Origin of the sequence: Halomonas sp. H10-9-1, from assembly GCF_040147005.1 — a bacterium.
Classification (GTDB): Bacteria; Pseudomonadota; Gammaproteobacteria; order Pseudomonadales; family Halomonadaceae; genus Halomonas.
Window position 1 is genome coordinate 2,336,263 of the sequence record NZ_JAMSHO010000001.1, and the last position, 25,550, is coordinate 2,361,812.

Consider the following 25,550-nt stretch of genomic DNA (forward strand, 5'->3'; position numbering starts at 1 on the left):
GAGCCCTGACCATGATCGATGACACGGACATGACCCACCTGGAGCGCTGCGTGGCACTGGCGGAGAAAGGCCTGGAGGCGGGCGACGAACCGTTTGGCTCGGTGCTGGTGAGCGGCGACGGCGAGGAGCTGGCAGAGGACCACAACCATGTGGCCGGCGGGGACGCCACTCAGCATCCGGAGTTTTTCCTGGCACGCTGGGCCGCGGAGCACCTGACACCAGAGCAGCGCGCCAGGGCCACGGTATACACCTCGGGCGAGCACTGCCCCATGTGCGCGGCAGCCCACGGCTGGGTAGGGCTGGGGCGCATCGTCTACGCCAGTTCCTCGCAGCAGCTGATCGGTTGGCTCGAGGAGATGGGCGTCACGCCGGCGCCGGTGGCCCCGCTGCCGATCCAGCAGGTGGTGCCGAACGCGGTGGTCGAGGGGCCAGTGCCGGCCTTCGCCGAGCGGAACCGCGAACTGCACCGGCGCCTGCACGGCGCCTGAAGCGAGCTGGCCTCAACCGGTGACTCGGGCCTGCTCGATAAACGCCGCGCAGCGCTGCTGGGCAGGCCGCTCGGCCAGTCCCGCCCAGTAGGCCTCGAACTCGGGGCGCCGCGGCAGGGTGCCGAACTGCATACCCCAGCCGATGTGCGAGCCGACGTAGACATCGGCCGCGCTGAAGGCATCGCCGGCAATGCAGGACCTTCCCGCCACGGCGCCGGCCAGGACTTCCACCAGCGTCCAGTAGTCGCCGCAGCCCAGCCGCATCTTCTGCTCCGCCGTGGGCTGCACACCCAGGTCATTGAGGGCAATAGCGCTCTCCAGCGGCCCGGCCGCGAAGAACAGCCAGCGATAGTAATCGCCTCTGGCGGCCGGTGGTGGCGCCAGCCTCGCCTCGGGGAAGGCATCGGCCAGGTAGGCGCAGATCGCCGCGGACTCGGTCACCACGGTGTCGCCGTGACGGATGGCGGGCACCTTGCCCAGGGGGTTGATGGCGAGGTACTCCGGCGACTTCATGGCGGCGCCGTACTCAAGCGTCACCGTGCGGTAGTTGACGCCGAGTTCCTCGAGCATCCAGTGGACGATGCCACCTCGCGACAGCGGGTTGGTGTAGAACACCAGCTCCGCGGGCGCCGTCTCGGCCGAGCCTCTCTCGGCTTTCCCGGGCGCACCGGGCTCCGCCAGCGCCGGCGGCGGCAGCGTCACCTCGGGCGGCAGCACATAGCCCTCGCCGGGCGTGTTGACCACCTCGACGCCCACCGCGCGCAGCACGGCGACCTCCTGGTAGAGGGTGCGCAGCGAGACGCCCAGGGCCTCGGCAAGTTCAGGGCCCGGCATGGGCTCACGGCGATGGCGCAGGAGGCGGATCAGCTCCTGCAGGCGGGTGGTTCGTGACATGGGCGATTCCTCTTGGGGGTGGTGGTGCAATCGCCACCGCGACGGGACGTGGAGGCAATCATCATGCCCCCAAATTGGGTCGACTTACAGCCCCTGGGCGCCACGACGCAGCCAGTCATGCACGAACACCAGTTTGCGCCGTGCGGCATCCGAGAGAACGAAGGGGTAGAGATCGGAGAGCCCCATGGAGCGATTGACGTGGTTGACGCCTGCCACCAGGCTGGCGGCGACTCGGATCAGGCGCTCGGCGTCGGGCTCCATGTAGGGGTCCCAGTGGGGGCTCGGCAGCTCCGGCGAGGAGAGCCCCGCCGCCACGAAACTGTCGGTGATATCGGTGAGATGAAGCAGGTGGGCGGCGGTCTCGGCCCAGTCCTCATGGGGGTGCGCGGAGGCATAGGCGGTGAGGAAGCTCGACTGCCAGCCGGGCGGCGGACCGTCGTGGAAGTACTGCTGGAGCGCACTGGGGTAGTCCACTCGCTCGTCGCCGAACATGTTGCGGAAGGCATCCAGGAAGTCATCCCGCAGGCTGAGCCGCCACCACAGCATATGCGAGATCTCGTGGCGCATATGGCCGATCATGGTGCGGTAGGGCTCTTCCAGGGCTTCCCGACGGGTGGTGCGCAGCACCGCATCCGCCTCGGCCACGCTGATGGTAACCACGCCCCCGGCATGGCCCATGGCCACCGGGGTCGGCCCCTCGGCCAGCATATGAAATACCGGCGGCGCGCCGGGGTCCTCGGGGCGAAACCAGTGCCAGCGTCCCAGGTTGTCGAGCACCCAGCGCTTGGCGGCCTCGGTCTGCGCCCAGTTGGGCATGGCATCGGGAATGGAAGGGTCCGGCGCCAACGCGGTCATGGCACAGGAGCGGCAGAAGGCGCCCTGCTTCGGGGCGATCCAGTTACAGCCGATGACCTCGCGATTCACGCAGAACGGCGGCATGGGCAGAAACGCCCTGGCCTGAGGGTCATAGGCGACGGGAGTGCCGTCGGCGGTGGCGAGGTTATCGAACCAGAGGGACCCGGCACCGACCGGGTTGGCAAAGACACGCATGAGGCAGTCACTCCGCTGTTACCGCAAGGCAGATGGCCCGACGCTCTACCCCGCATCGTCCTCCTTACGCGGCCGCCGATCAAACTCCCTCCGTTAACGTCCTGTCCAATGCGCGGAAGGCGGCGAGGGAAGCCCCCGCCGCCTGTCGTTCGTCGCTATGAACGCAAGCTCATAACTCGACTCAGATTTCAAACCCCAGGCCGAAGTCCTCGGCGCTGATCGCCATCAGTGGCTCGGCGCCGGCCTCGATGGCTCCCTTGTGGGCGCGGGTGCGCGGCACCAAGCGCTGGTAGAAGAAGCGCGCGGTATCGAGCTTGGCACGGTAGAAGGCGGCCTCCTCGGTGCCTTCGGCCAGCGCCGCCCGGGCCTGCTTTGCCGCGCGAGCGAACAGATAAGCCAGGGTCACGTAGCCGGCGTACATCAGGTAGTCGACGCTGGCCGCGCCAACCTCCTCGCGGTCGGTCATCGCCTTCATGCCGATGGCCATGGTCATCTCGCCCCACTCGGCGTTGAGCTTGGCCAGCGGCCGCACGAACTCGGCCAGCTCGCTGTTGCCCTCCTCGGCCTGGCAGAACTTGTGGATCTCCTTGGTGAACACCTTGAGGCTCTCGCCCTGGCTCATCAGCACCTTGCGACCCAGCAGGTCGAGGGCCTGGATGCCAGTGGTGCCCTCGTAGAGGCGGGTGATGCGCGCATCGCGTACCAGCTGCTCCATGCCCCACTCCTGGATGAAGCCGTGGCCGCCGAACACCTGAACGCCCTCGTTGGTGGCCTCGAATCCCGCCTCGGTAAGGAACGCCTTGACGATCGGAGTCAGCAGGCCCAGCAGGGTCTCGGCGCGCTCCTTCTCGGCAGCATCCGTGCCGTGCTCGACGATATCGATCATCTGCGCGGTGTAGAGCACCAGCATCCGGCCACCCTCGGCAAAGGCCTTCTGGGTCAGCAGCATGCGGCGCACGTCCGGGTGGACGATGATCGGGTCGGCGGCCTTCTCCGGCGCCTTGGGGCCGGAGAGCGCGCGCATCTGCAGACGGTCGCGTGCATACGCCAGGGCGTTCTGGAAGCTCGCCTCGGTGAGGCCCAGACCCTGGATGCCGACGCCGATGCGCGCGGCGTTCATCATGGTGAACATGCAGGCCAGGCCCTTGTTGGGCGCGCCCACCAGGAAGCCTTTCGCCGCATCGAAGTTCATTACGCAGGTGGCGTTGCCGTGGATGCCCATCTTGTGCTCCAGCGACCCGCACACCACGCCGTTGCGCTCGCCCGGCTCGCCCGCCGCATCGGGAAGATATTTGGGCACCACAAACAGCGAGATGCCCTTGGAGCCCTCGGGGGCATCGGGCAGCTTGGCCAGCACCAGGTGGACGATGTTCTCGGCCAGGTCGTGCTCGCCGGCGGAGATGAATATCTTGGTACCGGTGATCGCATGGCTGCCGTCGTCATTCGGCACGGCACGGGTCTTGATCAGGCCGAGATCGGTACCGCAGTGGGGCTCGGTCAGGCACATGGTGCCGGTCCAGGTGCCCTCGACCAGCTTGGTCAGGTAGATGGCCTGCTGCTCGTCGGTGCCATGGTGGCGCAGGGCGTCGGCGGCGCCGTGGGAGAGTCCCGGATACATGCCCCACGCCAGGTTGGTGGAGCAGACCATCTCGTTGAGCACCATGGCAAGCGAGTGCGGCAGGCCCTGCCCGCCATGCTCGGGGTCGGCGGCCAGGCTCGGCCAGCCCCCCTCCACGTACTGGGCGTAGGCCTCCTTGAAGCCCTTCGGCGCCTTCACCTCACCGCCCTCCAGCAAGCAGCCCTCGCGATCGCCGCTCTGGTTCAACGGCAACAGCACCTCCCGGGCGAAGCGCGCGCCCTCCTCCAGGATGGCGCCCACCACGTCGGGGCTCGCCTCCTCGCCACCGGGCAGGCTGGCGTAATGGGCCGGATAGTCCAGCAACTCGTCCATGACGAAGCGAATATCGCGCAGGGGGGCCTGATAATCGGGCATCTCAACTCTCCAATTCCACACCTGGCCACGAGAAGTGTCGCCAGCAGTCAGTCACGAAAAGTGGCGGCGGCCACTTTCAAACATGCGTTTGAAATTACGCGTGCGAGAATGGGGAGTCAAGCGTTCGTTTAAATTCCAGCCTCAAGCGACAAGGCGCAAGGGATACCACCCATGAGCAAGATGAAAAAAGGAGCAAGCCAAGGGGTTTCCTTGAAGCTTGCTCCTTGAGGCTTGCAGCTTGCCGAAGGCCTTACTGCATGCGAATCCCGCCGTCCAGGCGGATCACCTCGCCGTTGAGCATGGTATTGGTGATGATCTGCTCGGCCAGGCGGGCAAACTCGGCGGGCTTGCCGAGCCGCTTGGGGAAAGGGACCGCAGCGGCCAGGGTCTGGGCGGCCTCGTCGGGGATCTCGCTCATCATCGGCGTCTCGAAGACGCCGGGAGCGATGGCCATCACCCGCACCCCGTGGCGCGAGAGCTCCCGGGCCGCCGGCAGGCTCATGCCCACCACCCCGGCCTTGGAAGCGCTGTAGGCGCACTGCCCCACCTGGCCGTCCATGGCGGCAATGGAGGCGGTGTTGATGATCACCCCACGCTCGCCGTCCTCGCCCGGGGCGTTCTTCGCCATGGCCGCCGCGGCCAGGCGCATCACATTGAAGGTGCCCACGAGGTTGATGTTGATGGTGCGCATGTAGGCGTCGAGGTCGGCGGGATTGCCCTCGCGGTCGACCAGCTTGGCCACACCAACGACGCCGGCGCAGTGCACCACCCCGGCAAGACCTCGCTCACCGCCGAGTTCGACGGCGGCATCCACCGCGGCCTGGATGTCGTCACCGGAGGTGACGTCGCCACGCACCGCCCGGGCGGCGTCGCCCAGGCGCTCGGCATGGGCCTGAACGGCGTCGCTGAGGTCGCAGAGCACCACGCGGCCACCGGCGGCGACCAGTCGCTCGGCGGTGGCCGCCCCCAGTCCGGAGGCGGCGCCGGTGATCAGGAAGGTATTGTCCTTGACGTGCATATATCGGGTTCCTGGAAGTGAAAGGCAACAATTGGAGATCGCGCGAGGCTGTTCCGGGCCTCTCGCTTCAGAGACTGGCGGTTGTCATTGCGCAGCGCCCATCGCGGCCTTGTCCACGGCGTCGGCACGCAGCTTGAAGCGCTGGATCTTGCCGCTCGGGGTCTTGGGCAGTTCCTCGACGAATTCGATCACCCGCGGGAAGGCGTGGGTGGAGAGCCGCTCACGGACCTGCTTGCGGATCGCCTCGGCCAATTCATCGCTGGCCTCGAAGCCCTCGCGCAGCACCACGTAGGACTTGATGATCTCGCCGCGGACCTCGTCAGGCTGGCCCACCGCGGCAGATTCGGCCACCGCCGGGTGGGTCATCACGCTGTTCTCCACGTCGGTGGGGCCGACGCGATAGCCGGCGGTGGTAATGATGTCGTCGTCGCGGCCGGCGAACTGGAAGGTGCCGTCCTCGTTGCGAATCACCACATCGCCGGTCAGGTAGTAACCCTTGGCGAAGGGGTGCTTCTCCTGCCAGGTGTAGCCGGGGAAGAAGAAGGCCGGGGAGTTCTCGATGTCCACCGCCAGCACGCCCGGCTCGCCGGCGGGCAGCTCGTGATACTCGGCGTCAAGAATCGCCAGTCGGTAGCCCGGCATCGGCACGCCCATGCCGCCGACGTGCTTGGGGTGGGCCAGCGCATGGTGGTTGTTGCAGGTCATGCCGGTCTCGGTCTGGCCATAATGGTCCATGACCGGGCAGCCCAGGGAGCGCTCCACCCAGGTAACCACTTCGCTGTTGAGCGGCTCGCCGGCGGAGCTTGCCGTGCGCAGCTCGAGAGCCTGGTGGGCGTCGTCGAACAGGCCGGAGGCCTTCATCAGCCGATAGGCGGTGGGGGCGGCGGCGAAGTTGGTGATGCGGTGGCGCTGCATGAAGGCGAGCGCCCCCTCCGCGGTGAAGCCCGCCTCGCAGAAGTGGGTGGTCCCCCCCAGCAGCAGGGGCCCTGTGATGGCGTAGTAGAGGCCGTAGGCCCAGCCCGGGTCGGCCATGTTCCAGAAGCGGTCGCTGTCGCGCAGGTCGACCGCCAGCTCCATGTAGAGGGCGAAGGCCGGCATGGCGGAGAGCGGCACCGCCACCCCCTTGGGCTTGCCCACGGTGCCGGAGGTGAACATCTGCAGGAAGGGGGCCTCGCGGGGCAGGCGCGGCGGCGTGGCCTCGAGGGGCGCGTGGGCCAGCGCCTCGGCCCAGTCCCGGTCGTCGGCATGCTTGGCGTCGGGGCCACCCACGGCGAGTACCGGCGGGCACTGGGTCAGGCCGTCGAACTTGAAGCGATTGGCGTGATCGGTGATCACCATCTTGGTGTCGGCGCGGCCCAGGCGATATTCCACGGCATCCGGACCGAAGGCGGTGAACAGCGGCTGATAGACGGCGCCGATGCGCCAGGTCGCGAGGATGGCGACGAGCAATTGCGGCGAGCGCGGCAGCATGCAGGCGATGCGGTCGCCCACGCCCAGGCCGTGCTCGACCAGCCAGCCGGCGAGTCTCGCACTCGCGGCCTCGAGCTCGGCGTAGGTCAGGGTATTGACGTTGCCCTGGGCATCCTCCTGGACCAGCGCCAGCACCTCGCCCCGTCCCGCGCGCAGGTGGCGCCCGCAGCAGGATTCGAAGGCGTTGGCGCGGCCGTCCCGATGGTCGTCAAGGCGCGCGATGACCTCATCAATGGAGAAACGCTCCAGATGGTCACGATAATCGGACACGTGGTCTTGGGTGCTCATGGGCCGTCCTCTTGGAAGGTTTGTGGTTGTTAGGAATTACAGTTAACGTAAGCGTAAACCTAGCAAGCGCTAGGTCCAACCTAGCGAGTCGGACCGCATAGGGCAAGGGCAGAGCACAGGAGAAACGACTAGACGTTGGTCGACGGCGTTCAGCCGGCCGAGGCGGAGCGGGTGATCATGGCGACCAGTTCATCGGCCAGTTCATCGGGTGTACGCGGGCCTTGTGGGTCGTACCAGCGCACCGTCCAGTTCAACGCGCCCATCACGAAGCGCGAGACCAGGAAGCGGTCGCCATGGACCAGCCCTTCGGCCAGGGCCTCGTCGATCACCTGCTCCCAGAGCCCCTCGTAGGCGTCGCGCAAGTGGCTCAGGTGGGCACGCGCCTCGGGATCCAGGCGACGCCACTCGTAGAGGGCGACCACATGGGCGTTGCGATCGGTGAGCAGAGTCTCCAGGTGAGCGCGGGCCATGGCATGTAACCGTGCCGAGGCGCTGCTGTCACAGCGAGCGAGAGCCTCCCGGGCGATGACCAGGGCATTCTCGGTGCCCTCCTCGATCACCGCGGCCAGGATCTCCTGCTTGTCGCGGAAGTGGTGGAAGAGGCTGCCAGACTTGATGCCCATCTCCTGGGCCAGCATGCGCACCGTGGTGCGATCGAAGCCCGCCTGGACGAACAACTGGGCGGCCAGGCGGGTCAACTCCTTGCGGCGTGGGGATGCATTCATTACATTCATCGACATTTGCACTAGCGCTTGCTTGGTTGACCCTGAGAAGACCACAGCCCCGCCGATGGGTCAACGCAACGTCGGACCAACAACCATCTCGGCTGACAAGCACAACGCGGCTCCAGCGAGAGCCGCATGCCACACTAGGAGAAGCACCATGAGCCATTCCCGCGATATCGTCTTCCTCTCTGCCGCCCGCACCCCCATGGGGGGCATGCTCGGCAGCCTCGCCAGCATGACCGCCCCGGAACTCGGCGCGGTGGCCGTCCGCGCCGCCATCGAACGCGCCGGCATCGAGGCATCCAGCATCGACGAGGGTATCATGGGCTGCGTGCTGCCCGGCGGCGTCAAGCAGGGTCCGGCCCGCCAGGCCATGCGCCAGGCCGGCATCCCCGACGCCATCGGCGCCACCACCATCAACAAGCTGTGCGGCTCGGGCATGAAGGCCACCATGCTGGCCCACGACCTGATCCGTGCCGGCAGCGGCGAGGTGATGCTGGCCGGCGGCATGGAGTCCATGTCCAACGCGCCCCACGTGCTCACCAAGGCACGTACCGGCTACCGCCTGGGCCATGGCGAGTTGAAGGACCACATGTTCCTGGATGGCCTGGAGGATGCCGAGACCGGCAAGCTGATGGGTGTCTTCGCCCAGGACATCGCCACCGCCCGCGACTACAGCCGCGAGCGCCTGGACGACTTCGCCATCGCCTCCCTGGAGCGCGCCATGGCGGCCACCAATGCCGGCCACCTGGACGCCGAGATGGCCCCCGTCACCGTCACCAGCCGCCAGGGTGAGAGCATCGTCAACCACGACGAGCAGCCCTTCCAGGCCAAGTTGGACAAGATCCGCTCACTGCGCCCCGCCTTCGCCAAGGAAGGCACCATCACCGCGGCCAACTCCAGCTCCATCTCCGACGGTGCCTCGGCGCTGATCCTGGCCAGCGCCTCCGCCGCCGAACGCCTGGGCGCCAGGCCGCTGGCGCGCATGCTGGGCCACAGCACCCACTCCCAGCACCCCAGCGAGTTCACCATCGCTCCGGTGGGCGCCATCGACAAGCTGCTGAAGAAGCTCGGCTGGACGGTGGACGACGTCGACCTGTTCGAGATCAACGAGGCCTTCGCGGTGGTCACCCTGCTGGCCATGGACGGGCTCGACATCCCCCACGACAAGGTCAACGTCTTCGGCGGCGCCTGCGCCCAGGGCCATCCCATCGGCTCCACCGGCTCGCGGATCATCGCCACCCTGATCCACGCCCTGCGCACCCGGGGCGGCAAGCGCGGCATCGCCAGCCTTTGCATCGGCGGCGGCGAGGCCACGGCGGTAGCGGTCGAGCTGATCGACTGATCGGGCGCCCTCCCACGCTCCTGCCTCGCGCCCGCCCCTCGGCGGGCGCCTTCGTCTGGCCCGGCCGCGCCGGACGGTCGATTGAAGACATATGGAAGGTCGTATATTGTCGCGGCATACCCCCACCCTGCCGGGAGAGCCGCCCATGAGTCATCACGCCCGCCAAGACGCCCCGACCACGACGGAGGGCATGGGGCTCTTCGAGCGCTTCCTCTCGGTGTGGGTGGCGCTGGCCATCGTCGCCGGCGTGCTGCTCGGCCAGTTCGCCCCCGCGCTGCCCGCGACCCTCTCGCGCTTCGAGTACGCCCAGGTGTCGATCCCGGTGGCGATCCTGATCTGGGCGATGATCTTCCCGATGATGGCGCAGATCGACTTCACCGCCATCCTCGGCGTGCGCCGCCAGCCCCGGGGGCTGATCATCACCACCACGGTGAACTGGCTGGTAAAGCCTTTCACCATGTTCGCCATCGCCTGGTTCTTCCTGACGGTGGTATTCGCGCCCTTGATTCCCGCCGAGCGCGCCAGCCAGTACCTGGCCGGGGCCATCCTGCTGGGCGCGGCCCCCTGCACCGCCATGGTCTTCGTGTGGAGCTACCTGACCCGGGGCGACGCCGCCTACACCCTGGTGCAGGTCGCCCTCAACGACCTGATCATGCTGTTCGCCTTCGCCCCCATCGTGGTCTTCCTGCTCGGCGTCTCCAACATCCAGGTGCCCTGGGACACGGTGGCGCTATCGGTCTTCCTGTATATCGTCATCCCGCTCACCGCGGGGTATCTTGCCCGGCGCACCCTGATCGCCCGCCACGGCAGCGAGTGGTACGACGACGTCTTCATGAAGAAGGTGGGGCCGATCACGCCCATCGGGCTGATCATCACCCTGGTGCTGCTGTTCGCCTTCCAGGGCGAGGTGATCCTCGAGGCGCCGCTGCATATCGTGCTGATCGCCATCCCGCTGATCCTCCAGACCTTCCTGATCTTCTTCATCGCCTACGGCTGGGCCAAGGCGTGGAAGGTGCCCCACAACGTCGCCGCCCCCGGCGCCATGATCGGCGCCAGCAACTTCTTCGAGCTGGCCGTGGCCGCCGCCATCGCCCTCTTCGGCCTGCAGTCGGGGGCGGCACTGGCCACGGTGGTGGGCGTGCTGGTGGAGGTGCCGCTGATGCTCGCCCTGGTGCGCATCGCCAACAGCACCCGGCACCATTTCCCCGCAGCCGAGGCCCGAGCCTCCGCCGAGGCCAGGGGCTGACCCATGGCCATCGAGGTCAGTGACCGCGCCCGGGAATAGGCGATGACTGCGACCCTCCTGCGGCGCTTCCCGCTGCTTACCATCGTGCTGGCCCAGCTGTTCGGCACCTCGTTGTGGTTCTCCGTCAACGGCGTGGGCCTCTCGCTCTCCCGGGACCTGGGCTTCTCCGAGGCGGACCTCGGCCGGCTGACCCTGACCGTGCAGGCGGGCTTCATCGCCGGCACCCTGTTCATCGCCACCACCGGGCTGGCCGACCGCTTCCGCGCCAGCCGCATCTTCGCCGCCGCCTGCCTGGCCGGTGCCCTGGCCAACGCCGGCTTCGTGCTGGTGGCCGACCAGTGGCCCCTGGCGCTCACCCTGCGCCTGCTGACCGGGCTCTGCCTGGCCGGCATCTACCCGCTGGGCATGAAGCTCGTCATAGGCTGGACGCCGCGGCACACCGGGGCGGCACTGGCCTGGCTCGTCGGCATGCTGACCCTGGGCACCGCCCTGCCCCACCTGCTGCGCGGTGCCAGCCTGGGCCTGCCCTGGGCATGGCCGCTGCTGGGAGCATCCTGCCTGGCACTGGTGGGTGGCGGGCTGATCCTGGCGCTCGGCGACGGCCCGCACCTGCCATCCTCGAGCGGCAAGGCACGCCTCCGCGACGGCCTGGCCGCGCTGCGCGAGACACGCTTCCGTGCGGTGGCCGGAGGCTATTTCGGCCACTGCTGGGAGCTCTATGCGCTGTGGACGCTGACGCCCTTCCTGGTGGCCCGAGAGGTCGAGCGGCTCGGGGCATCCCCGCTCTGGATTCCCTGGCTCGCCTTCGGCGTGATCGCCCTGGGCCTGCTGGGCTGCGTCGGCGGCGGTGCGCTGAGCCGCCGCCGCGGCAGCCTGTGGGTGGCGCGCCGGGCGCTGGCTGCCTCGGGGTTGATCTGCCTGGCCTACCCGCTGGTGACCTGGCTGCCGCCGACGCTGCTGCTCGCCCTGCTGGCGCTGTGGGGGCTTGCCGTGATCGCCGACTCGCCCCAATTCTCGGCGCTGGCCACGGACAGCGCCCCGCGCGAGCGGATCGGTGCGACCCTGGCGGTGATGAACGCCGTGGGCTTCGCCCTGACCATTCCCGCCATCTCACTCACCACCAGCCTGTGGGAGCTGCAAGGGACCTGGGTGCTGTGGTGGCTGCTGCCGGGGCCGGTACTGGGCCTGTGGAGCATGCGCCGCCTGACCGAGCAGCAGGCGGCGCCCGTCACCGATACCGAGAGACGCCAAGGCTGATCAACACAGCGCGGCTCGCCGCTCCGGGCGGTTGCCCATGCCCGCCAGGCGCGCCTGCAGCGTGGCGAGGCCGGCCGCCTGCCCCTCGGCCGCGGCTTCCAGGGCCACCATGGCCCATTCGGGCAGCGCCGATGCCAGGCCGTAGTAGACCCACTGGCCCGCGCGCCGATCGTTGAGCAACCCGCAGTGGCGCAGCTGGGCGAGATGGCGCGAGACCTTGGGCTGGGAGGCCTCCAGGGCGTGGGTCATCTCGCAGACGCACAGCTCCCCCTCGCGCAGGATCAGCAGGGTCAGCATCAGGCGCGTCTCGTCGCTCAGGCATTTGAACAGGCGCAGCGGGTCCAGCGTCATCGGGGATTCCTTGAACGAAAGCTCTCGGTCATTCTACGCCACGGCCGAGGTGATGTTCAGGCCCGTGTGGCCAGGGGAAACGTGGGGCGCAACTCTGTTCAAGGCTTTCCCGGCGACAGGCCTGCGAGGGGGCGCTGTGAACCCCTCCCTGGGCGTATATGGAGTCCTCCCCGTTTGCAAGCACGAGGCACGATGGTCGGTAGGTACGACTGCACACGTATATCCGGTCTCGTTAATGATGCTCTGATGAGCATCGGACCTTGATGGGCTATCCGCACGTCAGCTCCCAATCGCTACCTCGAGCTCAAAAGGCTCAGCGTCCAGAAGGGGTTGTCTGACGTCGGTTCGACCTGTTCGCCATCCTGCAGCATGCTCAGCAATCGTGGTGGACGATGCTCAATATTACACTAACGTGCTAAATCCAATCGTTTTTCATGCCGACAGCCGCGACGCCAGCGACGCATCATAGGCCGTCTCATGGCGGGTTACCGCCCAGGCGATCCGTGCCGTCTTGTTGGCCAGTGCGACGACCGCCACATTGGCATGCTTGTGCTCGGCCAGGTGCCTGACCCACTGGCTCAGGCCGTCGTCCTTGGTGCCCACATGCCGGAGCACCGAGCGCGCGCCATGCACCAGTAGCTTGCGCAGGTAACTGTCGCCGCGTTTGCTGATGCCCAGCAGGCGGTCTCGCCCCCCGGTGCTGTGCTGTCGCGGCGTCAAGCCGAGCGAGGCGGCAAAATCTCGCCCGCGCCGAAAGCTCTTGCCATCGCCGAGGGCGCCGGCCAGCGCGGTGGCGGTCAGTGGACCGATACCCTGCAGCGTCATCAGCCGCTTGGCCACGGGGTCGGTCTTGGCCTGTCGCTCGAGGCTTGCCGTGACCGTCGCGATGCGCTCATCCAGGTGGCGCAGATCCTCGGCAAGGCCGGCAAGCAGGACACGAAAGGCATCCGTCAGCCCGTTGTCTGCCGCTTCCAGCCAGCGAGGCAGGGCGGCACGCAACTGACCGATACCCACCGGAGCGACCAGGCCATACTCCCCCACCAGCCCGCGTATCTGGTTGGCCTTGGCCGTGCGCTGCCGTACCAGCTCTTCACGAATGCGGTGTGCCGCCTGGGTATCCTGCTGAGCGACGCTCTTGACGGCCACGAAGCGCATACTGGGCCGCCCCATGGCTTCACAGATCGCTTCGGCGTCGACCCGGTCATTCTTGTTGCTCTTCACGTAGGGCGTCACGAACTGTGCGGCGATCAACTTGACGCGATAGCCCCGCGCCTGCAGGGCCCGCGCCCAGAAGTGAGACGAGGCACAGGCTTCCATGCCGATCTCGGCTCCCGCCGGCACCCGCTTGCTGACCGCATTCAGCCATTTTTCGCGGGTGTACTTACCTTGCCACTGCACCTGATCATGGCGATCGACGCCGTGGACATGAAAAACAGACTTTGCGATATCGACGCCGACACGGGTAATGTTCATGACGAGTTCTCCTCACCCTCAGGCTGGTTGGTGTTCTCGCCCACCAGTGTGGCGCAACGACGCCGATATAGGGTGGGGAGGACTCCATCCCATTGCTACCGATGCCATCCATGGCATAGGACCCCCTCTCCGACCTGTCCCCGGCGCCTTTCGCTATCGCAGCTTGTCTAGTAGCTACCGTCCAACCGGGCTTCTTGCGGCAGCGCCAGGGCCATCAGCGCACTCGCCGCCACTAGGGCAGCCGAGATCCACAGGCAGGCGGCAAGCCCATGAACCTGGTAGACCCAGCCGGAGAGCAGCGTGCCGGCGAGGCGCCCCATGGCATTGGCCATGTAGTAGAAGCCCACGTCCATCGAGACACCGTCGGCGCGGGCGTAGTGGACGACCAGGTAGCTGTGCCAGCTGGAGTTGACGGCGAACAGCACGCCGAAGGCGAGCAGCCCCGCCACCAGGGCGCCCACCTCGGCCAGCGGCAGCAGCGCCAGGAGCGCCGGCAGGCCGGCCAGCAGCAGGGCCCAGAAGGCGGTAATCCCGCGCGCCCCGCCCTTGACCAGGCCGGTGAGGCGCGGCGCCTGGGTCTGCACGCCACCATAGCCGATCACCCACACCGCCAGCAGGCCACCCACCGTCCAGTGGCTCCAGCCGTGCTGGTCATACAGGAACACCGGCAGTGCCACCACGAACCAGACGTCCCGGGAGGCGAACAGGCAGAGCCTGGCTGCCGAGAGCACGTTGATCGCCCTTGAGGAGGAGAACACCTCGCTGAACTTCGGCTTGCGCGTCTGGCGACCCAGGTCGGCCTTGAGCCGGACCAGCGACATGGCCAGCACGATGGCGAGCATGGCGGCCATGACAAGCATGGCGCCGCGGAAGCCGATCAGCGTCAGCAGCACGCCGCCGAGGAAGAAGCCCGCGCCCTTCAGCGCGTTCTTGGAACCGGTGAGGATCGCCACCCAGCGGTAGAGGGCGCTACCGGCGCTGGGGCTGTCCTTGGGCACCAGCACCTTCACCGCGCTCTTGGCGCTCATCTTGTTGAGGTCCTTGGCGATGCCCGAGAGCGCCTGGGCGGCCATCACCCAGGGCACGCTGAGCGCCGAGGCGGGCACCATCAGCATCGCCAGGGCCAGGATCTGCAACGCCAGGCCGGCGTTCATGGTGCGGTTGAGCCCCAGGCGGGCGCCCAGCCAGCCGCCCACCAGGTTGGTGACCACGCCGAAGGCCTCGTAGAAGAGAAACAGCAGCGCCACTTCCAGCGGCGAGTAACCCAGCCGGTGGAAGTGCAACACCACCAGCATGCGCAGGGCGCCATCGGTGAGGGTGAAGGCCCAGTAGTTGCCGGTGATCAGCAGGTACTGGCGCACCTCGTAGGGCAGTGCCTTGACGCGTGAGGCAAGCGATTCAGCCACGTCCCACCCGCTCGTTCCCTACCTGCTCATTCCCCACCTTCAGGGCCAGCTCGGCGGTGCGGTTGGCGTAGCCCCACTCGTTGTCGTACCAGGCGTAGAGCTTGAGCTGGGTGCCGTTGATGACCATGGTCGATAGTGCATCGATGATCGAGCTGCGCGGGTCGGTGCGGTAGTCGATGGAGACCAGTGGACGTTCCTCGTAGCCCAGGATGCCGGCAAGCTCGCCGTCCGCTGCCTGCTTCAGGGCCCCATTGACCTCCTCCACCGTCACCTCGCGCTCGAGTTCGAAGACCATGTCGGTCAGCGAGGCGTTGGCCAGCGGCACGCGGATGGCATGGCCGTTCAGCTTGCCCTCAAGCTCCGGGAAGATGGCGGTGATCGCCTTGGCCGAGCCGGTGGTGGTGGGAATCAGGCTCATGCCACAGGCCCGCGCGCGCCTGAGGTCCTTGTGGGGGGCATCGAGGATCGTCTGGGTGTTGGTGATGTCATGCACCGTGGTCATGGAGCCGTGGCGGATGCCAAAGGTCTCGTGGATCACCTTGACCACCGGCGCCAGGCAGTTGGTGGTGCAGCTCGCCGCGGTGACGATGCGATGGACCTCGGGGTCATACTGGTGGTCGTTGACCCCCACCACCACGTTGAGCACGCCCTCCTCCTTCACCGGCGCGCTGACCACCACGCGCTCGACACCCTGGTCGAGGTAGGCCTGCAGCCTGTCTTTCGTCTTCATCTTGCCGGAACACTCGATGACCACCCGGCAGTCGGACCAGTCGCTCTCCTCCAGGGCTCGGTTGGCACTGCAGGCGATACGGCGGCCGTCGATGACGATGGCGTCATCCTCCGCCCGGATGCCCTGCCCTGGGCTCCAGTGGCCGTGGACGGAGTCGAACTCGAGGAGGTGGGCGAAGGTGGCGGCATCGCCACCCGGGTCATTGATACGCGCAAGCTCCACCTCGCCGGCCGCGACGCGGGGCCAGAGGCTGCGCAGCACCAGGCGGCCGATGCGGCCGAAGCCGTTGATGCCGATGGATAGGGTCATGTTCACCTCCCGTGAATCCATGATGATATCTGGAATTCCATATATATCGATGCAATGTCAATCCGGTGACAGTCGCAGACGACGACGGGGAGGCCTGAGCCTCCCCGTCGGTGTTACCCACTGACGACCTGCGATCAGCCGTAACGGCCGGTGATGTAGTCCTCGGCCTTCTTGGTGGCCGGGTTGGCGAACATCGTCTTGGTATCGTTGTACTCGACGATCTCGCCCAGGTGGAAGAAGGCGGTGTAGTCCGCCACTCGCGCGGCCTGCTGCATGTTGTGGGTCACGGTGATGATGGTGAACTGCTCCTTGAGGCGGTCCATCAGGTCCTCGATGGTGGCGGTGGAGATCGGGTCCAGCGCCGAGGTCGGCTCGTCCATCAGGATCACGTCGGGCTGCACGGCGATGGCTCGGGCGATGCACAGGCGCTGCTGCTGGCCGCCGGAGAGCGAGGTACCGGGCTGGTGCAGCTTGTCCTTGACCTCCTCCCACAGGCCAGCGTCACGCAGCGCCTTCTCCACCAGCTCGTCCTGCTCGGGCTTGCGGCTCACCAGATCGTGCATGCGCGGGGCATAGGCGATGTTCTCGTAGATCGACTTGGGGAAGGGGTTGGGCTTCTGGAACACCATGCCCACCCGGCGGCGCAGGGCCACCTCGTCCATCTTCACCTGGTTGACGTCACGACCATCCATCTCCACCAGCCCCTCGATACGCACGCTGGGGATCAGGTCATTCATGCGGTTGAGGCAACGCAGGAAGGTCGACTTGCCACAGCCTGATGGGCCGATCAGCGCGGTGACATTCTTCTGGAACAGGTCGATGTTGAGCCCCTTGAGGGCCTGGCTCTCGCCGTACCAGAGGTTGAGGTCGCGCACGCGGATGCTCAGGTCGTGGCACGCCGACTCGTTGCGGGTATGGGGCTGGCCCACCTCGGGCGCGGCACCGATAGTCTGACGGGGAGCGGCTTGCATGTTCATAGCGGATTCCTCTGTGGCGTGCCGGGCTTACCAGCGACGCTCGAATTTCTTGCGCAGGATGACGGCGGTCGCGTTCAGGAAGATCAGGATGGTCAGCAGCACCAGGATGCCCCCGGCGGTCTTCTCGACAAACGCCTTCTCCGGCTCGCCCGCCCAGGTAAAGATCTGTGCCGGCAGCACGGTGGCCGCCTCGGTGAAAGACGCTCCCACATCCGGTATGAAGGCCACCATACCGACGATGATCAGCGGCGCCGTCTCCCCCATGGCCTGAGCCAGACCGATAATGGAGCCGGTCATGATGCCGGGCATGGCCAGCGGCAGCACGTGGTCGCGCACCACCTGCCAGCGCGAGCAGCCCACCCCGAAGGCGGCGTGGCGGATGGAGTCCGGTACGCTACGCAGTGCGGTACGGGTGGCGATGATGATCACCGGCAGGGTCATCAGCGCCAGGGTCATGCCACCGACCAGCGGCGTGGAGCGGGGCACCCCGAAGAAATTGATGAAGATCGCCAGCCCCAGCAGGCCGAACAGGATCGAAGGAATCGCCGCCAGGTTGTTGATATTGATCTCGATCAGCTGGGTCAGGCGATTGTCAGGAGCAAACTCCTCCAGATAGACCGCTGTCATCACCCCGATGGGGAAGGAGATAGCCAGGGTCACCAGCATGGTCATCACCGTTCCCATCACGGCCGAGAGAATCCCCGAGGCTTCCGGCATCTTGGAGTCGCCGGTGGTGAAGAAGTTGGTATTGAACTTGAGCTCCACGCGCCCCTGTTCCACCAGGGCATCGACGGTGGCCCGTTGCTCATCGCTCAACTTGTTCCGATGCCCTTTCAGGTACTGGTCGACCTCACTGTCGGCGAGTACCCAGCGGGTCTCGGTGGTGCCCAGCAACTCGGGGTTCTCGCGCAACGCCACCGGTATCTGGCGTTCGAAGGTACGGCTCACCAAGCGCGACTCGTCCGGATCCAGGGCGGCGCGCCCCATCCGCTGGGCGTCCTCGTTGTAGTCGATCTCCACCTGGATCTGCGCCTGCTGGAAGGCCGGCAGGCCCTTGACCAGCATGTCGGCGAAGAACAGCACCAGGAACAGACCGGCCAGGCCCAATGCCCCCATGGAGATCCACTTCAGCCGCGCGGAGCGACGATGGCGGCGCTTCAGCTGGGCGCTGATGTCGTCGAAGGTTTGACTCATCTCGGCGATTCCTCGGTGTTACAGGTTGTTGACGCGGTACTTCTCGCGGAAGCGACGGATCATCAGCACCGAGACCAGGTTCAGGCTCAGGGTGACGGCGAAGAGCACCAGGCCCAGGGCGAAGGCGGAGAGTGTCTCGGCGCTCTCGAACTCCAGGTCCCCGGTCAGCGCCGCCACGATGCGCACCGTCACCGTGGTCATGTCCTCGAAGGGGTTGGCGGTGAGGTTGGGCCGCATGCCCGCGGCCATCACCACGATCATGGTCTCGCCCAGCGCCCGCGAGACCGCCAGCAGCGAGGCGGAGATGATCCCCGGCAGCGCCGCCGGAATGACCACGTCACGGATGGTCTCGCCCTTGGTCATGCCCAGCGCCAGCGAGCCCTGGCGCATGCTGTCGGGCACCGAGTTGATCACGTCGTCGGAGAGCGAGGAGATGAAGGGAATGATCATGATGCCCATCACCACCCCCGGCGCCACGGCGTTGTTGTAGGCGGCATCGATGCCGAAGAAGCCAGCCACGTCGACGATGACCGGCGCCACCGTGATGGCGGCGAAGAAGCCGTAGACCACGGTGGGAATGCCGGCCAGCACCTCGAGGGTCGGCTTGGCCAGGGTGCGCACTCGCTGGGGGGCAAACTCCGCCATGTAGATGGCCGAGAGCAGGCCCACGGGAATCGCCACCAGCATGGCGATGGCGGTGATCATGAAGGTACCGGCAAACAGTGGCACGGAACCGAACTGAGCGCCAGTCGCACCCGCTTCGGCGCGCCCGGCGGCGGCCAGGAAGCTGGCTCCCGGATTCCACACCGTGCCGGTGATGAAGTCCCAGAAGCTATGCATCTTGAAGAAGCGCAGCGCCTCGAAGATGATCGAGAAGAGGATGCCGAAGGTGGTAAAGATCGAGATCATTGCCGCGCCGATCAGCACCCAGCGAATCACCCGCTCGATGGCTTGGCGGGCGTGAAAGTCGGGCTTCACCTGGCGCATCCCGACCAGCAGGCCGAGCGCGGCGATCACCAGGCTGCCGGCCAGCAGATAGGTAGTCGGGATCTCGGCGCCCAGCAGCAGCATCAGGAAGGCCCCGACGGCCCCCACGGTGATTGCCGGGCCGGCAGTGGCCAGTACAGCGAACCAGGCGTACTGGTCGGGCTGGGCATACATGGCCGTGCCGTTGGCGCGCACTCGCGCGGCCTTGGCACGACCCAGGAAGAAGGCTATCAGACCCAGTAGCAGCAGGACGCCGCTGAACATGGCGAGGAGTTGGTTGGTCTGCATAGGTCTCTCTCGGTGAATGACGGTGACAGCATGCCTGTCGCAACGTGAGACGGCCGGCAGCCGATGGCTGCCGGCCGGTTCAGGCATCCATGCCCATTCTCATCCTTACAGGTCGGAGACCTGCAGCTTGGCACGGTCAGCGACCTTCTGGCGGGTCTGCTCGCGCTCGGCTTCCGGCAGCGGGATCAGGCCCAGGTCACCCAGGTAACCCCCCTCGCCGATCATGGTCTCGGAGACGAACATGTCGACATACTCATACAGCGGCGGAACTTCTTCAGCGTGCTGGTTCTTCACGTAGAACCACAGCGAACGAGCGATCGGATAGTCGCCAGAACTGATCGACTCGGACTCGGCCGCGACACCGTCGATGCTGGAGGCGATCAGGGTATCGGGGTTCTCGACCAGGAAGGAGTAGCCGAAGATGCCGAAGGCATCGGTGTCCTCGGAGAGGCGCTGAACGATCAGGTTGTCGTTCTCGCCGGCGTCGATATAGGCACCGTCGGAGCGCACCTCGGTATAGGCCTCGCCACCGTAGACTTCCATCTCCTCGGAGGCGGCTTCCATCACCAGCTCCTCGAAGGCGTCACGGGTGCCGGAAGTGCTGGGCGGCCCATAGACGGAGATCTCGCGATCCGGCAGGGAGGCGTCGATCTCGCTCCAGTTGGTGTAGGGGTTATCGACCAGCTCGCCGTCGACCGGCACCTTGGCGGCCACGGCCAGGAACAGCTGCTCGAGGGTCAGGTCGACGCCTTCGTTCTCGCTGGACTGGGCGAAGACGATGCCGTCGGAGCCGATCTTGACCTCGGTGACGTCGGTCACGCCGTTCTCTTCGCAGCGCTCGACCTCGGAGGCCTTGATGCGACGGGAAGCGTTGGAGATGTCCGGAGTGCCCTCGCCCACGCCATTGCAGAATAGGCGAATGCCGCCGCCGGAACCGGTGGACTCGATCACGGGAGTCGGGTACTCGCTCACCGCACCGAACTCCTCGGTCACATAGCTGGCGAACGGGTAGACGGTGCTGGAACCGACGATGCGGATCTGGTCACGAGCGTGGGCCATTGTGGCCACGCCCATAACGGCGGCGGCGATGGCCGTGGTCTTGAAAGCGTGGCTCTTGAGGATGCGAGTCATGGAGCGATCTCCTGATGGGAACGGTGTTCAACCTTCTCGGGTGACCACCTTGCCCCAGCCAGATGACAGCTTTATGACATCGCCATCATGCTCGCTGGGGCAGGCCGCCCCCGCTGCAGGCCACACCTTGCCGCAGGCAGATGACAACTCTGTGACATTGCGGGTCGCGGTGACGAGAAAATCGCGGCAACGGGCCGCCCGTCACAGCAGCAGCGCCAGCGCCGCCAGGGCACAGAGCGCCAGCGACGCCCCCTGCAACAGGCGCCGGTCGAGGCGGTGAGCGACACGGCCGGCCAGCCAGCTGCCGGCCAGCACCCCGGGAGCGAAGCTCAGCGCCATGCCGAAATGCCAGGCTTGGATCAGCCCCGCCGGCGCCAGGGTCAGCAGCGTCATCAGTGCCGTGACGACGAAGAAGGCCGAGAGGGTGCCGCGCAGACGATCGGGCGAGAAGCCGTGCAGCAACAGCACCATGGGCGGCCCACTCAGCGCGGCCACGGTGCCCAGGATCCCCGAGAGAATGCCCGCTCCGAGCAGGGTGAGGCGATTGACCGGCAGGCGGAAGCGGAACAGGGTCACCGCCACCGCGAACAGCACGCTGCCGGCGATCAGCGTTTCCAGCACCGCCATGGGGGCAACGAGCAGCAGCCACAGCCCCAGGGCGTTGCCGGGAATCCGCCCGATCAGGGCCATGCCGACCTCTGCCAGGCGCACCTCGCGCCAGTAGTGGCGCAGGGTGGTCAGCGCCACGGTGAAACCGAACAGCACCAGCACCACCGGCACCAGCCGCGGCTCCAGCATCAGCAGCGGCGGTGCCCCCACCACCGCCAGGCCGAAGCCGGTGGCACGCTGCACGAAGGCGCCCAGCGCCAGCACCGCGGTACAGCCCAGCCAGACCCCGGGGCTCATGTCGGCCCAGGCCAGCAGCCCCTCAAGCATCGCCGACACGGCCAGGGAGCACGCGGATCGCCAGGTTGGCCAGCAGCGTGGCACCCAGCATGGTGCCCACCATGGGCCAGGCGCTGTCGATCTCGAAGGCGCCGACCATGACTCCGGCCAGGGCGCCGCAGGAGAACTGGATACTGCCCTGCAGGGCCGCCGCGGTGGCGCTCATGTGCGGGAAGCGGTCGAGCAGGGAGGTGATGGCGTTGGGCGCCACCAGCCCGATGGTGCCGGCGAACAGCATGATCATCGGCACCATGGTGTACAGCGACTCCAGTCCACTGACCACCATGAAGGTCAGCCCAAGGCCGGCGCTCAGTTGGATCCCCAGCCCCAGGCGCAGATTCTGAAGGGGCGTTCGCCATCTCAGCAGGCGGATATTGAGACGATTGGCGGCCACCATGACCACCACATTCACGCCGAACACCAGCGGATAGAGCGATGGCGTCAGGCCGAAGTGCTCCAGGTAGAGAAAGGGCGAGGCGGTAACGAAGGCGAACAGCCCGGCGAACGACATCGAGGCGGCGGCGATGAAGCCCATGGCCTGACGGTCTCGCAGCACGCTCAAGTAGTTGGCCAGCACCGCGGCCGGGGTGGCCGCGGAATCTCCGAGGGGCCGAGTCTCCGGCAACTTGGTACCCAGCAGCCACATCAGGAAACCGGCATAGACCGCCAGAAACACGAAGATCAGCCACCAGTCGGCGAGATAGAGCAGCCCACTGCCAACCACCGGCGCCACCAGCGGCGCCATCAGCATGATGATGGCCATGGTCGACATCACCTTGGCGGCCTCGCTGCCCTTGAAGCAGTCGCGCACGATGGCCGCCGAGTTGACCACCGTGGCACCACCACCCAGTGCCTGCACGAAGCGCCAACCCAACAGCTCCCCCAGCGAGCCCACGCTGGTGATCGCAAGGCTGGCCAGCAGAAAGACCACCAGCCCGCCCAGCAGAACCGGCCTGCGGCCGACCCGATCGGAGACGGGGCCGAACACCAGTTGGCCCAGGGCGAACCCGGCCAGGAAGGCCGAGAGCGACAGCTCGGTACGGTGGATGCTGGCGCCCACGTCCTCCGCCAGGGCGGCCATGGCCGGCAGGTAGGCATCGATGGCGAAGGGGGCGAGCGCGGTATTGGCCGCGACCAATAGCGCCAGACGGCGGGCAGAGAGCGTCAAGACGACTCCTCGAGAAACGGGTGAATGACTTTGATAGGCTGCAAAGAATAGCCGAATATCCGCTCGCCTGCCGGGAGCTGTTCGCCTCCCGGCGAGCTTGCTAGAGTGGGAAGCCGATTCACGGAGGAGCCCATCATGGCCGACGATCTGCTGACCCAACTCAAGGAAATGACCACGGTGGTCGCCGACACCGGCGACATCGATGCCATTCGCCGCTTCCAGCCCACCGATGCCACCACCAACCCCTCGCTGATCCTGCAGGCGGCCCAGCAGGAGGCGCGCCGTCACCGCCTGGCCGAGATCGCCCGCTCGGCGACCGATCGCGACGATGCCCTGGACGCGGTGGCGGTGGAGATCGGCAGCGAGATCAGCTCCTTGGTGCCGGGCTATGTCTCCACGGAGGTGAGCGCCCGGCTCTCCTTCGATACCGATGCCACCCTGTCACGGGCCCACTCGCTGATCGAGCGCTACGCCCGCCATGGCGTGGGGCCCGAACGCATCCTGATCAAGGTCGCCGCCACCTGGGAAGGCATTCGCGCCGCCCATCGGCTGGAGCGCGAGGGCATTCACACCAATCTCACCCTGCTGTTCAGCTTCACCCAGGCCCAAGCCTGCGCCGATGCCGGGGTCACCCTGATCTCGCCCTTCGTGGGGCGCATCCTTGACTGGAACAGGGCCCAGCAGCCCGAGGCCGACTTCAGCGGCGACAACGACCCGGGCGTACGCTCGGTGAAGCGCATCTACGAGCACTACAAGGGCCACGGTTACCAGACCATCGTGATGGGAGCCAGCTTCCGCAACAGCGGCGAGATCAAGGCCCTCGCCGGCTGCGACCGGCTGACCATCGCCCCTGCCCTGCTCGCGGAGCTCGCCGAGACCCGCGGCCCCCTCGAGCGACGGCTGATCCCCCAGGACGCGGAGACCCGCCCTCCCGAGCCGCTGGACGAGGCGGAATTCCGCTGGGCGCTCAACGAGGACGCCATGGCCACCGAGAAGCTGGCCGAAGGGATTCGCAAGTTCATGGCCGACCAGCGCAAGCTGGAGAGCCTGCTGGGCGAGCTGCGCCGGGGCTGAACCAGAACATCAGGTTCATGGCACCTTGACGTGATGCCGCCCAGTAGGAGGCCAATTCAAAGCCTCTGCCATCGGGAGCGTCACTGGTGGGGGGAGCCCTCCTCCTGGGCCTCGAGCATCTCGACGAGGGGCTGGAACTCCTCACGATTATGCTCGTTCATGCGCATCAGGATGCGATGCGCCTCGAGGATGCGCCGCCGGGTCTCGGCGACATCGGTGGGAATCTCGGGCAGGTCGCAGAGCTCGCAGGTCTCGGTGATGGGTGACTCCACCATGGTGAAGTAGCGCGCGAAGCCCATCACCTCCAGCATGCGCTGGACATCGGGATTATCGGCAACGATGGTGGGCCGCTCGGCGAGGCGCCCCTGCACGGCCATGGCCACCTTGGCCAGGAAGCCCAAGGCGGTGGAGTCCACATTGGTGGCGTCACGCAGGTCGATGATCAGCGTCTCGAGACCGGGTGTCTTTGCCAGCTGCTGGGCCTGGCGGTCCAGGGTGGCGCAGAGGGTAAGCCGCACGTCGCCGCACAGCTTGAGGACGAATACGCCGGCATCGAATGCCGCCTTGACGCGTCCTTCATGAATCAGCATGGCCAAATCCGCTCAACAACATGATCGTCAGGTCGTCGGGCAACGCTTCATCGCCCGACGTGAGGTCAAGGGCCAGGTTGGCCCGCAGCTCCGCCAGCGTCGCGCTGGCCTGGATCTGCTGCTCTAGTTCCCTGAGCCGCGAGTCGAGCGTATCGCCCGGCAGGCACTCCAATACTCCATCCGAACACAGCCATAGGTGGAAGTTCTCGGGTAGCGAGCAGCCCAGTGTCGGGTACTCGGCGCCCGGAAAAAGCCCCACCGGCATGCCTTCGCCGGTCAGTGGGGTCACCTCGCCATCCACCACCAGCAGGGGCATGGGCAGCTGCGCGCCCAGCGAATAGTGCAGATAGCGACGCTTCAGGTCAATGATACCCACGAATAGGGTGGCGTGCTTGCCGATGCCAGTATCCAGCAGCTCACGGTTGAGATCCGACAGCCAGCGGGCCGGCAGCGCCTCGGGTTGCGCACCATCCCACTCGGTCTGCCAACGATTCGCCAGGTACTTGAGCAGCACCGTGACGAAGGCCGAGGACGCCCCGTGGCCCGAGACATCTGCGAAATAGAATAGCAGGAAGCGCTCGTCGAGCAGATGGAAGTCGAGGAAGTCCCCCGACAGATAGAGGTAGGGGGCGAACCAGTAATCGCAGGTCACCCCGCCCAGGGTCTGGGGCCGCGGGGGCAGCATCTTGCGCTGGATCTGACCGCCGGCCTGCTGGTCGAGGCGCAGCATCGCCAGGTGGGTCTCCAGGGTCTCGTTGAGCTCCTCCAGGCGCGTCTGGTCCCCGCGGCGCGCCTCCTCCAGGGCACGCAGGCGGATCACCTTGCGGATCATGCGGCGGAGCAGCTGGCCGTGCCGGCAGGGCTCGACGATATAGTCCACCAGCCCCGCATCCACCGCCGAGAGCAGGTCGGGGGCGTCGCGGGTATCGCTCACCACCAGGGTCGGCAGGCGCTCGCAGAGCCCTGGCCAGTCGCTAGCGGGTACCGCCCTGACATGGGCCACGGCCAGGTCGACGCCGCTCGGCAACTCCTCGGCATGGCTCACCGCCACCACCGCCAGGCCGTCCCGGGCGATGGTCTCGGCCAGCGCATCGCGGGCCGGCCCCGGCTCGTCAATCACGCCGATCAGTTGCTTGGGACGGTCCATGGTCAG

The 25,550-nt window shown here is 66.8% G+C and carries 23 protein-coding genes; 5 read left to right on the forward strand and 18 right to left on the reverse strand.

Annotated elements, in window-relative coordinates:
* Positions 1-11: 11 nt before the first annotated feature.
* Positions 12-488, forward strand: coding sequence for a nucleoside deaminase (locus tag NFH66_RS10795; RefSeq protein WP_349610307.1), 477 nt, complete (start codon positions 12-14; stop codon positions 486-488).
* A gap of 12 nt (positions 489-500) precedes the next feature.
* On the opposite strand, the gene NFH66_RS10800 is transcribed toward NFH66_RS10795, so the two are convergent.
* The 6 genes from NFH66_RS10800 to NFH66_RS10825 all read right to left on the reverse strand — a co-directional run bounded on the left by NFH66_RS10800 (position 501) and on the right by NFH66_RS10825 (position 7,926).
* Positions 501-1,382 carry a glutathione S-transferase N-terminal domain-containing protein gene (locus NFH66_RS10800; protein WP_349610308.1) on the reverse strand — a complete coding sequence of 294 codons (882 nt, stop codon included), beginning with the start codon at positions 1,380-1,382 and terminating at the stop codon, positions 501-503.
* Positions 1,383-1,466: 84 nt separating this feature from the next.
* Positions 1,467-2,432 (reverse strand): zinc-binding metallopeptidase family protein, encoded by a 966-nt coding sequence (locus NFH66_RS10805; RefSeq protein ID WP_161432702.1) that lies wholly within the window; start codon positions 2,430-2,432, stop codon positions 1,467-1,469.
* Between the two features lie 181 nt (positions 2,433-2,613).
* The gene (locus NFH66_RS10810; protein ID WP_349610309.1) at positions 2,614-4,425 is read right to left on the reverse strand and encodes an acyl-CoA dehydrogenase C-terminal domain-containing protein; all 1,812 of its coding nucleotides are present in this window, start codon (positions 4,423-4,425) and stop codon (positions 2,614-2,616) included.
* A gap of 250 nt (positions 4,426-4,675) precedes the next feature.
* A complete protein-coding gene (locus NFH66_RS10815; protein ID WP_349610310.1) occupies positions 4,676-5,443 on the reverse strand; it encodes an SDR family NAD(P)-dependent oxidoreductase in 768 nt (255 codons plus the stop codon).
* A gap of 84 nt (positions 5,444-5,527) precedes the next feature.
* Complete coding sequence (locus tag NFH66_RS10820; RefSeq protein ID WP_349610311.1) at positions 5,528-7,201, reverse strand: AMP-binding protein; 1,674 nt, start codon at positions 7,199-7,201, stop codon at positions 5,528-5,530.
* A gap of 149 nt (positions 7,202-7,350) precedes the next feature.
* Positions 7,351-7,926, reverse strand: coding sequence for a TetR/AcrR family transcriptional regulator (locus NFH66_RS10825; protein ID WP_349610313.1), 576 nt, complete (start codon positions 7,924-7,926; stop codon positions 7,351-7,353).
* Positions 7,927-8,083: 157 nt separating this feature from the next.
* Here NFH66_RS10825 and NFH66_RS10830 point away from each other — a divergent pair, with 157 nt between their 5' ends.
* The 3 genes from NFH66_RS10830 (at position 8,084) to NFH66_RS10840 (ending at position 11,774) form a co-directional block, all read left to right on the forward strand.
* The gene (locus NFH66_RS10830) at positions 8,084-9,271 is read left to right on the forward strand and encodes an acetyl-CoA C-acyltransferase (RefSeq protein WP_349610314.1); all 1,188 of its coding nucleotides are present in this window, start codon (positions 8,084-8,086) and stop codon (positions 9,269-9,271) included.
* A gap of 145 nt (positions 9,272-9,416) precedes the next feature.
* A complete protein-coding gene (gene arsB / locus NFH66_RS10835) occupies positions 9,417-10,517 on the forward strand; it encodes an ACR3 family arsenite efflux transporter (protein WP_349610315.1) in 1,101 nt (366 codons plus the stop codon).
* Positions 10,518-10,559: 42 nt separating this feature from the next.
* Positions 10,560-11,774, forward strand: coding sequence for an MFS transporter (locus NFH66_RS10840; RefSeq protein ID WP_349610316.1), 1,215 nt, complete (start codon positions 10,560-10,562; stop codon positions 11,772-11,774).
* Here the strand turns inward: NFH66_RS10840 and NFH66_RS10845 are convergent, their stop codons facing one another.
* The 10 genes from NFH66_RS10845 to NFH66_RS10890 form a co-directional block, all read right to left on the reverse strand.
* Positions 11,775-12,125, reverse strand: coding sequence for a metalloregulator ArsR/SmtB family transcription factor (locus tag NFH66_RS10845; protein WP_349610317.1), 351 nt, complete (start codon positions 12,123-12,125; stop codon positions 11,775-11,777).
* A 432-nt stretch (positions 12,126-12,557) separates the two neighbouring features.
* Positions 12,558-13,598: an IS110 family RNA-guided transposase gene (locus NFH66_RS10850; RefSeq protein ID WP_023006782.1), complete on the reverse strand. Its 1,041-nt coding sequence runs from the start codon at positions 13,596-13,598 to the stop codon at positions 12,558-12,560.
* Positions 13,599-13,765: 167 nt separating this feature from the next.
* Positions 13,766-15,004 (reverse strand): organoarsenical effux MFS transporter ArsJ, encoded by a 1,239-nt coding sequence (gene arsJ, locus NFH66_RS10855; protein ID WP_349610318.1) that lies wholly within the window; start codon positions 15,002-15,004, stop codon positions 13,766-13,768.
* The gene (locus tag NFH66_RS10860; RefSeq protein ID WP_349610319.1) at positions 14,997-16,043 is read right to left on the reverse strand and encodes an ArsJ-associated glyceraldehyde-3-phosphate dehydrogenase; all 1,047 of its coding nucleotides are present in this window, start codon (positions 16,041-16,043) and stop codon (positions 14,997-14,999) included. Before NFH66_RS10860 ends, arsJ begins: the two co-directional genes overlap by 8 nt.
* Positions 16,044-16,177: 134 nt before the next feature.
* Positions 16,178-17,014: a phosphate ABC transporter ATP-binding protein PstB gene (pstB, locus tag NFH66_RS10865; protein WP_349611714.1), complete on the reverse strand. Its 837-nt coding sequence runs from the start codon at positions 17,012-17,014 to the stop codon at positions 16,178-16,180.
* Between the two features lie 33 nt (positions 17,015-17,047).
* Entirely contained in the window at positions 17,048-18,214 is a 1,167-nt protein-coding gene (gene pstA, locus NFH66_RS10870; protein ID WP_349610320.1) for a phosphate ABC transporter permease PstA, read from the reverse strand.
* Between the two features lie 18 nt (positions 18,215-18,232).
* Positions 18,233-19,489: a phosphate ABC transporter permease subunit PstC gene (pstC, locus tag NFH66_RS10875; RefSeq protein ID WP_349610321.1), complete on the reverse strand. Its 1,257-nt coding sequence runs from the start codon at positions 19,487-19,489 to the stop codon at positions 18,233-18,235.
* A 105-nt stretch (positions 19,490-19,594) separates the two neighbouring features.
* Positions 19,595-20,620, reverse strand: a complete 1,026-nt coding sequence (locus NFH66_RS10880; protein WP_349610322.1) for a substrate-binding domain-containing protein — start codon at positions 20,618-20,620, stop codon at positions 19,595-19,597.
* A gap of 201 nt (positions 20,621-20,821) precedes the next feature.
* Positions 20,822-21,556 (reverse strand): sulfite exporter TauE/SafE family protein, encoded by a 735-nt coding sequence (locus tag NFH66_RS10885; RefSeq protein WP_349611716.1) that lies wholly within the window; start codon positions 21,554-21,556, stop codon positions 20,822-20,824.
* Positions 21,549-22,733, reverse strand: a complete 1,185-nt coding sequence (locus NFH66_RS10890) for a Bcr/CflA family multidrug efflux MFS transporter (RefSeq protein WP_349610323.1) — start codon at positions 22,731-22,733, stop codon at positions 21,549-21,551. Before NFH66_RS10890 ends, NFH66_RS10885 begins: the two co-directional genes overlap by 8 nt.
* A 135-nt stretch (positions 22,734-22,868) precedes the next feature.
* Here NFH66_RS10890 and tal point away from each other — a divergent pair, with 135 nt between their 5' ends.
* The gene (tal, locus tag NFH66_RS10895; RefSeq protein WP_349610324.1) at positions 22,869-23,807 is read left to right on the forward strand and encodes a transaldolase; all 939 of its coding nucleotides are present in this window, start codon (positions 22,869-22,871) and stop codon (positions 23,805-23,807) included.
* 80 nt (positions 23,808-23,887) lie between these two features.
* Here tal and NFH66_RS10900 read toward each other — a convergent pair whose 3' ends face one another.
* On the reverse strand, positions 23,888-24,397 hold the full coding sequence (locus NFH66_RS10900) for an STAS domain-containing protein (RefSeq protein ID WP_349610325.1): 510 nt from the start codon (positions 24,395-24,397) through the stop codon (positions 23,888-23,890).
* Positions 24,384-25,544: a PP2C family protein-serine/threonine phosphatase gene (locus tag NFH66_RS10905; RefSeq protein ID WP_349610326.1), complete on the reverse strand. Its 1,161-nt coding sequence runs from the start codon at positions 25,542-25,544 to the stop codon at positions 24,384-24,386. The genes NFH66_RS10900 and NFH66_RS10905 overlap by 14 nt, the downstream gene beginning before the upstream one ends.
* Positions 25,545-25,550 lie beyond the last annotated feature (6 nt).

Coding starts and splice junctions, on each gene's coding strand:
- NFH66_RS10795 (WP_349610307.1), top strand. CDS start 12: ATGATCGATGACACGGACATGACCCACCTGGAGCGCTGCGTGGCACTG.
- NFH66_RS10800 (WP_349610308.1), bottom strand. CDS start 1,382: ATGTCACGAACCACCCGCCTGCAGGAGCTGATCCGCCTCCTGCGCCAT.
- NFH66_RS10805 (WP_161432702.1), bottom strand. CDS start 2,432: ATGCGTGTCTTTGCCAACCCGGTCGGTGCCGGGTCCCTCTGGTTCGAT.
- NFH66_RS10810 (WP_349610309.1), bottom strand. CDS start 4,425: ATGCCCGATTATCAGGCCCCCCTGCGCGATATTCGCTTCGTCATGGAC.
- NFH66_RS10815 (WP_349610310.1), bottom strand. CDS start 5,443: ATGCACGTCAAGGACAATACCTTCCTGATCACCGGCGCCGCCTCCGGA.
- NFH66_RS10820 (WP_349610311.1), bottom strand. CDS start 7,201: ATGAGCACCCAAGACCACGTGTCCGATTATCGTGACCATCTGGAGCGT.
- NFH66_RS10825 (WP_349610313.1), bottom strand. CDS start 7,926: ATGAATGCATCCCCACGCCGCAAGGAGTTGACCCGCCTGGCCGCCCAG.
- NFH66_RS10830 (WP_349610314.1), top strand. CDS start 8,084: ATGAGCCATTCCCGCGATATCGTCTTCCTCTCTGCCGCCCGCACCCCC.
- arsB (WP_349610315.1), top strand. CDS start 9,417: ATGAGTCATCACGCCCGCCAAGACGCCCCGACCACGACGGAGGGCATG.
- NFH66_RS10840 (WP_349610316.1), top strand. CDS start 10,560: ATGACTGCGACCCTCCTGCGGCGCTTCCCGCTGCTTACCATCGTGCTG.
- NFH66_RS10845 (WP_349610317.1), bottom strand. CDS start 12,125: ATGACGCTGGACCCGCTGCGCCTGTTCAAATGCCTGAGCGACGAGACG.
- NFH66_RS10850 (WP_023006782.1), bottom strand. CDS start 13,598: ATGAACATTACCCGTGTCGGCGTCGATATCGCAAAGTCTGTTTTTCAT.
- NFH66_RS10860 (WP_349610319.1), bottom strand. CDS start 16,043: ATGACCCTATCCATCGGCATCAACGGCTTCGGCCGCATCGGCCGCCTG.
- pstB (WP_349611714.1), bottom strand. CDS start 17,014: ATGCAAGCCGCTCCCCGTCAGACTATCGGTGCCGCGCCCGAGGTGGGC.
- pstA (WP_349610320.1), bottom strand. CDS start 18,214: ATGAGTCAAACCTTCGACGACATCAGCGCCCAGCTGAAGCGCCGCCAT.
- pstC (WP_349610321.1), bottom strand. CDS start 19,489: ATGCAGACCAACCAACTCCTCGCCATGTTCAGCGGCGTCCTGCTGCTA.
- NFH66_RS10880 (WP_349610322.1), bottom strand. CDS start 20,620: ATGACTCGCATCCTCAAGAGCCACGCTTTCAAGACCACGGCCATCGCC.
- NFH66_RS10885 (WP_349611716.1), bottom strand. CDS start 21,556: ATGCTTGAGGGGCTGCTGGCCTGGGCCGACATGAGCCCCGGGGTCTGG.
- tal (WP_349610324.1), top strand. CDS start 22,869: ATGGCCGACGATCTGCTGACCCAACTCAAGGAAATGACCACGGTGGTC.
- NFH66_RS10900 (WP_349610325.1), bottom strand. CDS start 24,397: ATGCTGATTCATGAAGGACGCGTCAAGGCGGCATTCGATGCCGGCGTA.
- NFH66_RS10905 (WP_349610326.1), bottom strand. CDS start 25,544: ATGGACCGTCCCAAGCAACTGATCGGCGTGATTGACGAGCCGGGGCCG.